The sequence below is a fragment of the Lamprocystis purpurea DSM 4197 genome (assembly GCF_000379525.1).
Classification (GTDB): Bacteria; Pseudomonadota; Gammaproteobacteria; order Chromatiales; family Chromatiaceae; genus Thiodictyon; species Thiodictyon purpureum.
In genome coordinates this window covers 1-11,745 of the sequence record NZ_KB902547.1, presented here as the reverse complement: position 1 = coordinate 11,745, position 11,745 = coordinate 1, and the positions used below count along the sequence as shown (strand labels likewise).

Here is an 11,745-nt window from a genome sequence, read left to right as displayed (position 1 = left end):
ACCCGCAACCGCAACCCCCGGCAGTTCGCAAGGAACGAAAGCGGTATCCTGAGCCATCCTATTGACCTAGAGCCAAACCCATGCAGTCGATCGAACTCGATGTGGATGTCGATGAGAACAACGAGATCCATGTGCGCCTGCCCGCGGGCTATGCCCGTCGGCGAGCCCATGTCCGGGTATTGATCGCGACTGCTGCGGATGCCCCGGCGGGAAACCCGCGGCGATTCGGCCAATTCCGCGGCCAGGTGCGCATGTCTGACGACTTCAACGCGCCGTTGCCGGATGGGTTCTGGCTGGGCGAAGTCCGGTAGGTTGGGGTGAGGAACGAACCCCAACGATCGGCGGCCGGGATGTTGGGGTTCGTTCCTCACCCCAACCTACGGGCTTGCAGATCCTGCCGATCAGTCTCCGGCACATCGACCGGCTCGCCGACCTGCCGGCGCACCATCGCGATCCTTTCGACCGCCTGCTGATCGCACAGGCGATCGAAGAGGGGTTGATCCTGGTGTCGAGCGACGGGCAGTTTCTCAGCTATGGCGTTCGGCGGCTTTGGTAGGGGCCTGGCGAAGAGCACAGGTGGAATCCAAAGAGATCACGGCCCAACGAAAGCCCATTTTCCTGGCTTGGTTCGTGAAGCTGGGGCTTCGGGGGTGGGTTACGAAGCTCGAGTTTCGTAAACGGGCGGGTCAAGGCTGGCGGCGCGCGGCCAGGACGCAGCGGAACCCGATGTCCATTTCGTGGAACTGGGGCACGATCCTGAACCGGACCGTGGAGCGCAGGCCCCAGCCCTCGACGTCGAAGGCACCGCCGCACAGCACGCGCGGCGACCAGACTTCCCGCTTGTTCTCTTCAAAACCGAAATCGTCGCACCACTCCCAACAGTTGCCCGCCAAGTCCTCCAGGCCAAGCTGTGCTTGCGCCGAACGGGGGAAGAGCCCGACCGAAGAGGTGACCCCGAGCTTTGCCTCATAGCTGTTGCAGATCCCGTCCTCCCACCTGCCGCTCCAAGGGTACTCGTACCCCTGCGGGCCGCGGGCGGCGGCCTCCCATTCCCGCTCGGTCGGCAGCCGTCCCCCGGCCCAGCGGCAACAGGCTTGAGCCTCCCAGAAGGACACGCCGACCACCGGTTGATTGGCGACGTTCCAGCGGCGGTCTTGCCACAAGGCCGGTTCGGTGACACCCGCCTGTTGCAACCAAGCCCAGCCCTCGTCGGACCACCAACGCCGGTTTGCATAGCCGCCAGCGTCCATGAAGACGCGGTATTGACTGTTGGTCACCGTGTAACGTGAGAGCAGGAAGGGAGCCTCAATGCGGAGCTTCTCGTTCTGGTTGCCGTAGACATAGACTCCAGCCGGAACCTCGACATAGGCCTTGGGGTCGCGTAGGTCGGCGATGCGCGGATCGCCGAGCCGGCCCAGGCAGAGCCCCAGGGTCTGGCGCGCCTTGACCTCGACCGCGTCGGCGATGGCGTCCAGGCAGGTTCGGCGGAAGCCCGTGGCGAGTTCGTCCGGCAAAGCCTTCTTCGTGAGACACAGGCCTAGGGCCTCGGCCACGAAGACCGCCGGGGCCGGGTTGACCTTGAGCTTGGCGCGATCGAGTTCCCGCGCGAGGCCGGCCAACAAGTCCAAGGCCGCGGTGGGTGAGGAGCGATGATGGAAGGCCAGGCCGGCGAACAGGAACAGCAGCGTCAACCGCCACTCCGACACGTCCCAGCGTGACCGGAAGATCCGGTGCAGCGCCGCGTCGTCCCCGCGGTTGCGGGCGATGCGCTCGGCGGCCAGAAACTCCTGGATGCTCAGATGGTAGAAGGCGGCCCGCCGCTGCGACTGCGGCAACAACAGCCCGGACTTGGTCAACAGGTCCTCGCGCCAGGCCACGGGCGCCACCTGGCCCTGCTCGTATTTGCCGTCCAGTTTGGCGAAGTCCCGCAGCAACTGCGCGATCTCGTCCTCCGTGGCGAACCGTTGGGGTGTGCCGCGGTGCTCATGGAGCCCCTCGCCGGTATGCATGCCGTAGGCGATGGCTTCCAGCCGGGCCAGGGCCAGCGGGCGCTCGGCGACCTTGTCCAGATAGCGGTTATGCAGCACGTTGTCGCAGATGGCGGCATAGAGACTCCAGAGGTCTCCAGGCAGGCGGCCGCCGTCGTAGTAGATGACACAGAGCGCGGTCAGCAGCAGAGGGTTTTCCGTGAGCGGCGCCAGGTCCTGCTCGCCGAGACTGCGCCGCAGTTCCGGGGCCAGTTCGGGCTTGTCCAGCGTCTGGAACCAGCGGGTGATGAACAGGGTTTGCAGCGCCGCGGGCAGCGGCTCCAGCGGGGCCCGGGCGAGGCCCAGCCGGTTCAACTCCTGTTCGTCCAGGCCATAGGGTCGGCTGGTCAGCAGGGTGCGGTTGCCGGCCCGCTCCCAGTCCGGCAAGGCCGCGATCAGGCCGCTGAGCAACAGGCCCGCGGGGGTAGATGGGCCGGCCGTCACGGGTCTCGCAGACCGGGACCTCGTCCAGGCCGTCGAGCAGCAGAAAGGCGGTGCCCGCGGCAAGGTGGGCCTTGAGCAGAGCGCCGGTAAGACCGTCCGGCTGGATGCGATCGCCCCACTGGGCGAGGGCTTCTTCGAGTTGGGGGCGATGCCAATTGCCGCGTCCGTGGCCGCACTCCATGTTCGGCCACAGGTCCCACAAGGGCACGAGCAGCGGCAGCCGGCCGTGCAGCCCCGCGGGCGGCTGCTCCGCGAAGCCCGCGGGCGGCGGTGTCGCATGGCCGACGCCGGGTTCCCCGGCGCTGGCCCGCAACACCGCCCAGCGACAGAAGGTGGTTTTGCCGGCACCGGCGGCGGCCGGGCAGTAGAGCGACTGGCGGTCGATACGCTCCAACAGCAGGGCCGGCGGTGGTTGCTCCGGTCGGTCGGCGCGGTTCGTCTGGCTCCGGGCAGACTCCAGGTCCGGCCCCGCCGCGTCGGCGGTCGGCGTCGTCACGGCGGGGACATACACCTGGCTCAGGCGAATCGCCTGGCCTTGCTTCAGGCCCTTGCCGAGCAGGTCGAAATCGGCATAGCGGCGATGCAGCCAGGCGAGATAGGCGGCGGGGACCTCGGGGGTGCGGGCGGACTGGGTTGCGGTGTTGGCGGTTGGCGGTTGGTCCAGGGCGAAGTCCACCGCGCCGCCCGACTGGTTATAGTCCGGCTGCCAGGCACCCTGGTTGCGGAGGCGGAACAGGACGCGGACGCACCGGGGCTGGGGATACAACTCGATCCACTGGAACCGGTTGGGGTCGCCGCGGCCGGTGTTGACGTATCCGGGGGCGAGTTCCAGGCAGGCGCGGCGGGAGTCCGGGGGCATCACGCGGCAGGCCAGGGGCTCGCGCCGGTGGCCGTGCAGCAGGAGATCGCAGTGCAGGTGAATGGTCTGGCGTGCCTCGTTGGAATCGAATGCTGCCAGGTCGTCCCAAGGATGGTGCATGAGGGCGATGCGCCAGTCCGCGCCCTCGGCGTCCTGGTGCAGCACGGTTTGGTTGACCTGGTAGCGTCCGAGCAGCAAGTCCCGGTCCTGATCCCGGCACGCCCTGGGCGGAGCAAGGCAATTCCTCGGACTTGTGCTTGCGCCCCGGTTGATATTCCTCGGCCTTGCCGGAATACCCCAGGTCCCCGGTGATGACCACCAGGTCCGGCGCCAATCCGCCTGCGACCTCGGCGGCGATGAAACGGGCCAAGTCGCGCAGTACCGGGTCAGCCTCCCTGGCGCGGTCGGCGCGGAACCGGCAATCGGATAGGTGCAGCAGGCGCACGGGGCGGTCGGTCGCGGTGGCGGACATCCGGTGCTGGTTCTACAGGTGGAGGTGCGGCAAGTGTATCAGTGCCTTACCAAACGGGCCAACGCGTCGACACGGTGGTGGTGGTGAGGGCGGCCGGAATCCGGGCCGGTGGGGGACGCCGCCGGGCCGCTCCAGCCTGTCCCCCGTGGGAGCGGCGTCCCGCCGCGATGCGGTGCCGCGGTGACCTCGAACGCTGCGGTGACACGCCCGGCCCCATCGCGGCGGGACGCCGCTCCCACGGGGTCGCTGCGCGACTTTCACGGTGAGTCTCGACCTCCGGTTTTTTTGTGGTTGGACCGACGATCCAGGCCGACGCGGGGTGGGAGCGTCCTCACGGGAATCATCACTTCGATTACGATTACGACAACGACAACGACAACGACGGAGACGACAAGCACCAATGACCCATCACCGCTTTCCCCACAAACCCTTCGCCGAGTCCTGCGTCGAGAACCAGGCGCCGATCTTTGCCGTGATCGCTCCGCTGTTCGCCCAGGCGCGTCGGGTGCTGGAGATCGGCAGCGGCACCGGTCAGCACGCGGTCTATTTCGCCGCCCGCCTGCCGCACGTGACCTGGCAGACCAGCGATGTTGCGGCCCATCTGCCGGGTATCCGGCTGTGGCTGGCGGACGCGCAATTACCCAATCTGCCGGACCCGCTGCGCCTGGATGTGACCGGTGACTGGCCGCCGGGTCCGGTGGGCGGGGTGTTCAGCGCCAACACCGCGCATATCATGGGGGAGCCGGAGGTGGTCCTGATGTTTCGCGGGGTGGGCCGGCTGCTGCCCCCGGGGGCGCTGTTCGCCCTCTATGGCCCCTTCAGTGACGGCGGGCGCCATACCAGCGCGAGTAATGCGCGCTTCGACGCCGCGCTGCGGGCGCAGGACCCGCGGATGGGGGTGCGGGATCTGGACGCTCTGCGGCGGCTGGCGGATCAGGCGGGCCTGGACCTGATCGCCGATCACCCGATGCCGGTCAACAACCGGACACTGGTGTGGCAGCGGCGGGCGGCGGCTGTCGCGGATCAGGGGTAATTGGAAATGTTGGGGTTCGTTCCTCACCCCAACCTACACTGACCGCGCAAGGTCGACGACAGGGCGTAGGTTGGGGTGACGAAGGAACCCCAACATTCAACCATCGGCGGGTGGACATGTTGGGGTTCGTTCCTCACCCCAACCGACACCGATCGGACTCCGGTTCCGGCCCTGCCGCCCGGTGTAGAATTCACCTCGACATCGGCCGCGTAACCCCGGCCTCCTGCTTTCTCCTGCCAAGATTGGTGACTTCCCGTGCTAGACCCCCGCCTGCTTCGTACCGACCTGGATCTGGTCGCCACTCAACTGGCCCGCCGCGGGTTGCAGTTGGATACCGCCCGTCTCGACGCCCTGGAGGGTGAGCGCAAGGGCTTGCAGGTGCGGGTGCAGGAGCTGCAGAACGAACGTAACACGCGCTCCAAGGCGATCGGCCGGGCCAAGGCGGCGGGGGAGGACACGGCGCCCCTGCTGGCGGCGGTGGCGGATCTGGGCGAGGGGCTCAAGGCGGCGGAGGAGCGACTGAATGCCATCCAGCAGGAACTGACCGAGATCGCGCTGAGTCTGCCGAATCTGCCGGATGCGAGCGTGCCGGACGGCCGGGATGAGCGCGCCAACCGCGAGGAGCGCCGCTGGGGCGAGCCGACCCGATTCGACTTCGCCCCCAAGGATCATGTCGACCTGGGGACCGCGCTGGGCTGGATGGATTTCGACGCGGCATCCAAGGTGTCGGGCGCGCGCTTCGTCGTGTTGTCCGGACCCCTGGCGCGGATGCAGCGGGCGCTGATCCAGTTCATGCTCGATCTGCATACCCGTGAGCACGGCTACACCGAGGTCTATGTCCCCTATCTAGTCAACGCGGAGAGCCTTTTCGGTACCGGTCAGTTGCCCAAATTCGAGGCCGATCTGTTCAAGGTGCCGGGGGAGAAGCCCCTCTATCTGATCCCCACCGCCGAGGTGCCGGTGACCAATCTGGTGCGCGATGTCATCGTGGAGGCGGATGCCATGCCGCGCAAATGGGTCGCGCATACGCCGTGCTTCCGTAGCGAGGCGGGCTCCTACGGCAAAGACACGCGCGGCATGATCCGTCAGCATCAGTTCGAGAAAGTGGAGCTGGTGCAGGCGGTGCCGCCCGCGGAGTCGGCGCAGGCGCACGAGGCGCTGACTGGTCATGCCGAGATGGTGCTGCAGCGGCTGGGGCTGCCCTATCGGGTGGTGACCCTGTGCACCGGGGATCTGGGCTTTTCGTCGCGCAAGACCTATGACCTGGAAGTCTGGCTGCCCGGTCAGCAGACCTATCGCGAGATTTCCTCGTGCAGCAACTTCGGCGACTTCCAGGCGCGCCGCCTGCAGGCGCGCTGGCGCAATCCCGAGACCGGCAAGCCGGAACTGCTGCATACGCTGAACGGGTCCGGACTCGCGGTGGGCCGGACCCTGGTGGCGGTGCTGGAGAACTATCAGCAGGCGGACGGGCGGATCGGGGTGCCGGAGGCTTTACGGCCTTATTTGGGCGGGAGTGAGGTGCTTTGATGATGTCCGGAAATCGGTCGGGTGGATCGCGATCCGTAGGAGCCCGCTTGCGGGCGACGTGACCTGCCGGAATCGAGTCATTGTGCCCCATCCGTCGCCCCCACCCGTCGCCCGCAAGCGGGCTCCTACGGGTTGGTTCTTTCGCGGAAATCACCTCAGTCCGCGGGTGACTGGTTCGCGCGATGCGTCCAGATGCGCCCTGAGCGCTCCCGCCAGGTCCAGGGTCCGCTGATCGCGCCGTCGGCGCCGAACCGCAGTTCGATGGCGCCGGTGACCGCGGTATTGAGCGTGGGGACGGCACGCGCGGCGAGGCGTTCTGCGACCACCGTGCTCGGGAAACCGAATGGATTGGCATAGCCGGCGGCGAAGAGCACCAGCCGGGGATTGACCGCATCCAGCAGCGCGGCCCCCGTCGAGGTCGAACTGCCGTGATGTCCGGCGACCAATACATCGGCAGCCAGGCCGGTGCCGTACTGCTCAACCAGGCGTGACTCGATGCCGGTAGCGATGTCCCCGGTCAGCAGGATCGCGCGGCTGCCGGTCGCGATCCGCAGGACGCAGGAGGCGTCGTTGCCCGTGAGTGCCTTCACTCCGGCTTGCGGCACCGGTGGGTGCAGGAACTCAAAGTGCACTCCCGACCAGTCCCAGCCGTCACCCGCCCGGCATTGCTTGGCGCCCGGGCGGGTCAAGGCTGCCGACTCGCCGCTCCGCACGCGCCGCACGGGGAGCCGATCCATGAGCCCCGCCGCCCCGCCGGCATGATCCCGATCCGCGTGACTCAGCACCAGCATGTCCACCTGGCCGATGCCTTGCGCGGCCAAAAATGGCGCGACCACGACCGCGCCGGTGCTGAATCCGCTCGGGAAACTGGGGCCGGCATCGTAGACCAGGGTGCCCGCCTGGGTGCGGACCACCGTGCTCAGCCCCTGACCAACATCCAGCAGCGTGAACCAGACCTCGCCCGGACCGGGCGCCGGCGGTCGAACCAGGGCCAGCGGCAGCAACAGCGGCAGCCCCAGCCAGCGCCCCGGCAGGCCGCGCGGGGCCAGCAACAGCGCCGCCCCGAGAAAGGCAAACGGCCAGACCCAGAGCGGACCCAGGGGCGGGGCGAAGGCCGCCCAGGGAAAGGCCGCAATCCAGGCCAGGGCCGTCAGACACCAGTCGAGCAAGTGCGCGGTCAGAATCAGCGGCAGGCTTAGTCCGGGCACCAGGCTGAGCAGGGCGGTCGCCAGCACCAGCGGAAACAGCAGCAGGGTGAAGAGTGGTTCGGCCACCAGATTCACCAGCGGCGCGATGGCGGAGGCGCGGCCGAACTGGAGCAGCAAGAGCGGCAGCAAGCCCAGCGCGACGGCCCATTGCGCCCGTCCCCAGCGGGTCCAGAGGTCGCGGCTGGGCAGGCGCTGCCCGAGATTGAACAGCAGCACCGCCACCGCGGCGAAGGACAGCCAGAACCCGTAGGCCAGCACCGCCCTGGGGTCGACCACCAGGACCGCGATCAGGGCCAGAATGAGGGCGTGCCAGTGGCGCGGTGTCCGCTCCCAGAATAAGACCGCGAAGACCACGGCAGCCATGATCAGGGCGCGCTGGGTCGACACGGAGAAGCCGGCCAGGGCGGCATAGGCCAGGGCGGCGAGGAAGGCGCCGACCGCTGCCGCGCGCGGGGCGGCCAGCGCCAGGGTGAGCCGCGGCCGGCGTGACCAGAGCCAACGGATGAGGAAGAAAGCAACCGCCGCGATCAACCCCAGATTCAGCCCGGAGATGGCGACCAGATGGCTGGTGCCGGTGCGGGTCATGGCGTCCCAGTCGCTCGGCTCGAAGCCGGACTGATCGCCGGTCACCAGGGCCTGGACCAGGGGCAGGGCGCGGGCCTCGCCCAGCACCGCGGCCAGATGGTCATTGAGGTTCTGGCGGGCGCGCGTCAGCGGGTAAGGGCCGGGTCCCGCATCGAGTCGCTCGGCGCCCGCGCCGCGGCGCACACTGCCGGTGGCCTTGATCCCCTGGGCGAAGAGCCAGCGCTCGAAGTCGAATCCGCCGGGGTTGGCGAAGCCGTGCCGCGGTTTGAGCCGCACCGGCAGGCGCCAGCGCTCGCCGGCGCGCAGGCGCGGCGCGTCCTCGTACCAGGAGATGCGCACCAGACCGGTGAAGGGCAGGGGTTGGCCGTCGGCGCTGGCCTGTTCGACCGCGAAGAGGAAGCGGCGGCCCAGGTCCAGCTCACTGGGCAGCGAGGCGATGCGCCCCTCGATGGTGATGGGCGTGCGGGCGAGCGCGTCCGGGAACGGATTGGCGAGTTGGAGCGCGGTGTGGGCCTGTGCATAGAGGACACCGGCGCAGAGTGCGGCCAGCGGGCGACAGATGCGGGGCCGCTTGACCAGGCCGAGCGTGATCGCGAGAACCCCGAGCAGGGCAGCGGTCCAGGCCGGGGGCATGGTCGGCGACAAATAGAAGCAGCCGATCCCGACCGCGAACGCCAGCCCCAGGCGCGCCAGGTTGGCCGGATGTTGAGGGCCGTTCGCGGAACTGTCACAGGGTCTCGGTACCATCGGATCCCCGGTCGGTCGGTTTGATCGGCAACCCATCCGGGATTGATTCAAGCCGCCTGAGACGACAAAACCGCGACGTGAAAAAATGGCTCAAACGCAACATGCCCGCGCCGCGCCGGCTGCTGGAGAATCGCCAGTTGTCCGTGTTCGGCAAGTGCCTGCATGATCCGCGACTGTGGTATCTGAACCGCCGCTCCGTCTCCGGCGCTGTCGCGGTGGGGTTCTTCATGATGTTCATGCCGCCGTTCGGCCAGATGGTGCTGGCCGCGGCGGCGGCAATCGTGCTGCGGGTGAACCTGCCGCTCGCGGTGGTGCTGGTGTGGATCACCAACCCGCTGACCATCCCGCCCATGTTCTATTTCGCCTACCTGGTGGGCAGTTGGCTGCTGGGCGTCGCACCCAAGGGGTTCGACCTGGGTTTCTGGACCGACTGGCACAACTGGAGTGCGGTGATGGCGCCGCTGGGGCTTGGCATGTTGGTCTGCGCCGTCATCAGCAGTGCCCTTGGGTATTGCGGGGCACAGGCGCTGTGGCGCCGCCGCCTGGTGCGGGAGATCCGGCGGCGCAAGCAGCGCTATCGGGAACTGGCCGCGGCCTTATCCGAATCGGCGGTCAGCACGCCATCGTCCAGCCGCCAGATCTGATCCATGCGTCCGGCCAGGCTCAGGTCGTGGGTGACGATCACCAGCGCGGTGCCGATCGCCGCATTCAATTCCAGCATCAGTTCATAAACCTGGCCCGCCGTGTGGCGGTCCAGATTGCCGGTCGGTTCGTCCGCCAGCAGGCAGGCCGGGCGGGTCACCAGGGCGCGGGCGATGGCCGCGCGCTGGCGCTCGCCGCCGGAGAGTTCGGACGGTTTGTGGGTGCCGCGCTGCGTCAGCCCGACCCGCGCGAGGATCGCCTCGGCCTTGGCCCGCGCCTCGGCCGGCGACGCGCCGCCGATCAGCAGCGGCATGGCTACGTTCTCGACGGCCGTGAACTCCGGCAGCAGGTGGTGAAACTGATAGACGAAGCCCAGATGCCGGTTGCGCAAGCGCCCGCGCCGCGCCTCCGAGAGGTGCCCGATATCTTGACCCAGCCAACTGACCCGCCCGGCGGTGGGCCGGTCGAGCCCGCCGATGCAGTGCAGCAGGGTGCTTTTGCCGGAGCCCGATGAGCCGACGATGGCGACCCGGGCGCCGGAAGCCACCTGCAGGTTCACCCCGCGGAGCACTTCGACTTCCTGGGGTCCCTCGCTGAAGGTCTTCCCGAGCCCTTGGATGTCCAGCACCGGTGGGGCCGCGGACCCGTCTGCGTCAGGTGGCGGGTTATTCATAGCGCAGCGCCTCGGCAGGCTGAGTGTTGGCCGCGCGCCAGGCTGGATACAGGGTCGCGAGTACGGACATGATGAAGGCCGAGCCAGCGATCAGCACCACGTCCTGCCAATGGACATCGGACGGCAGATCGCTGATGTAGTAGATGCTCGGGTCGAGGAAGTGCACGTTGAAGGCGGCCTCGACGAAACCGACGATCGCTTCGAGATTGATGGCGAACAGCACGCCGACGATGACCCCCATCAGGGTGCCCACCAGCCCGATGGCGGTGCCCTGGACGATGAAAATGCGCATCACGGTGCCCGGCGAGGCGCCCAGGGTACGCAACACCGCGATATCGGAGCGCTTGTCCGTGACCACCATGACCAGCGCGGAGACGATATTGAAGGCCGCCACCGCGACGATCAGGAACAGGATGATGCTCATCATCCGCTTCTCGACCGCCAGCGCCCGGAAGAAATTGGCGTGGACCTGCGTCCAGTCGACCACGCGATAGACGCCGCCCAGATCCTCGGCGATCTGCAGTGCCGTGCGGGGGGCCTCCCACATGTCGGTGAGCTTGAGCCGGATGCCGGTGACGCCGTCGCCCAGCGCCATCAGCTTGGCCGCGTCGTCCATCTGGATGAAGGCCGCGCTGCGGTCATAGTCCGCCATGCCGACCGAAAAAATCCCGCTCACGGTGAACCGCTTGAGCCGCGGCATCACGCCGACCGGGGTGGCGGTCACCTGAGGGGTGACCACGGTGACCTTGTCGCCCGGACCCACCCCCAGATAGGCGGCGAGCTCTTCACCCAGGATGATGCGGAATTCGCCGGGGATCAGATCGTCCACCGACCCGCTTTCCATCTGGTGGCGCAGGTCCGACACCTGATCCTCATCGACCGGCAGGATGCCGCGCACCAGCGCCCCACTCACGTTGGACGGGCCGACCAGCATGGCCTGCACCTCCACGAAGGGTGCGGCGCCCACCACATCCTGGTGAACGCGGACTTTCGCCAGTCCCTCGCGCCAGTCGGTCATGCCGCCGCCGTAGGGGTCGGACAGGGTCGCATGGGAGGCCATCGACAGGATCCGCTCGCGGATTTCCTGGTGGAACCCGTTCATCACCGACAGCACCACGATCAACGCCATGATGCCGAGCGTGATCCCCAGCATGGAGACCAGCGAGATAAACGAGATGAAATGGTTGCGGCGCTTCGCGCGGGTGTAGCGCAGGCCGATATAGAGGGGGAGGGGATGAAACATGGGGCGGCATTAAACCATAAAGGGCGGCTCCTTGTCCGGAGACGCGCGCCGCGAACCAGGGCTAAACCGTTCTAGCTAACTTTCAGTGATTCAACGTGCGGTTGTCCTCGACTCTGGACACTGCCCGGCCGCTCGGGTATAAAGCGCGTCGGCCCCCTGCTGCCCGAGCGCGCATGCGTGAATCTCCGCGAAGTCATCGTCGAACCCGTCGCCGCGCCCGAGGAGGCGCGCTTCCAGGCCCTGATGGATGCCCATCACTACTTGGGCGCGCTGCCGAAGATCGGG

9 protein-coding genes are annotated in these 11,745 nt (G+C 67.8%); 5 read left to right on the top strand and 4 right to left on the bottom strand.

The window, feature by feature from the left end:
• Positions 1–80 precede the first annotated feature (80 nt).
• The gene (locus A39O_RS0127595; RefSeq protein ID WP_020507893.1) at positions 81–311 is read left to right on the top strand and encodes a hypothetical protein; all 231 of its coding nucleotides are present in this window, start codon (positions 81–83) and stop codon (positions 309–311) included.
• A gap of 74 nt (positions 312–385) precedes the next feature.
• Entirely contained in the window at positions 386–556 is a 171-nt protein-coding gene (locus tag A39O_RS43000; RefSeq protein WP_020507892.1) for a type II toxin-antitoxin system VapC family toxin, read from the top strand.
• Positions 557–686: 130 nt separating this feature from the next.
• On the opposite strand, the gene A39O_RS0127585 is transcribed toward A39O_RS43000, so the two are convergent.
• Positions 687–2,414, bottom strand: coding sequence for an SUMF1/EgtB/PvdO family nonheme iron enzyme (locus A39O_RS0127585; protein ID WP_245561995.1), 1,728 nt, complete (start codon positions 2,412–2,414; stop codon positions 687–689).
• A gap of 1,788 nt (positions 2,415–4,202) precedes the next feature.
• On the opposite strand from A39O_RS0127585, the gene A39O_RS0127575 reads away from it, so the two are divergent.
• Positions 4,203–4,835 (top strand): DUF938 domain-containing protein, encoded by a 633-nt coding sequence (locus A39O_RS0127575; RefSeq protein ID WP_020507889.1) that lies wholly within the window; start codon positions 4,203–4,205, stop codon positions 4,833–4,835.
• 255 nt (positions 4,836–5,090) lie between these two features.
• Complete coding sequence (gene serS / locus A39O_RS0127570; protein WP_020507888.1) at positions 5,091–6,362, top strand: serine--tRNA ligase; 1,272 nt, start codon at positions 5,091–5,093, stop codon at positions 6,360–6,362.
• Between the two features lie 155 nt (positions 6,363–6,517).
• Here serS and A39O_RS0127565 read toward each other — a convergent pair whose 3' ends face one another.
• Positions 6,518–8,902, bottom strand: a complete 2,385-nt coding sequence (locus tag A39O_RS0127565) for a DNA internalization-related competence protein ComEC/Rec2 (protein ID WP_020507887.1) — start codon at positions 8,900–8,902, stop codon at positions 6,518–6,520.
• A gap of 77 nt (positions 8,903–8,979) precedes the next feature.
• Between A39O_RS0127565 and A39O_RS0127560 the strand changes: the two genes are divergently transcribed.
• A complete protein-coding gene (locus A39O_RS0127560) occupies positions 8,980–9,546 on the top strand; it encodes a DUF2062 domain-containing protein (protein WP_020507886.1) in 567 nt (188 codons plus the stop codon).
• Here A39O_RS0127560 and lolD read toward each other — a convergent pair.
• Together lolD and A39O_RS0127550 are read right to left on the bottom strand one after the other, a co-directional pair.
• Positions 9,477–10,217 (bottom strand): lipoprotein-releasing ABC transporter ATP-binding protein LolD, encoded by a 741-nt coding sequence (lolD, locus tag A39O_RS0127555; RefSeq protein ID WP_040528950.1) that lies wholly within the window; start codon positions 10,215–10,217, stop codon positions 9,477–9,479. The two genes, A39O_RS0127560 and lolD, sit on opposite strands and share 70 nt — an antisense overlap.
• Positions 10,210–11,460: a lipoprotein-releasing ABC transporter permease subunit gene (locus tag A39O_RS0127550; RefSeq protein ID WP_020507884.1), complete on the bottom strand. Its 1,251-nt coding sequence runs from the start codon at positions 11,458–11,460 to the stop codon at positions 10,210–10,212. The genes lolD and A39O_RS0127550 overlap by 8 nt, the downstream gene beginning before the upstream one ends.
• Positions 11,461–11,745 lie beyond the last annotated feature (285 nt).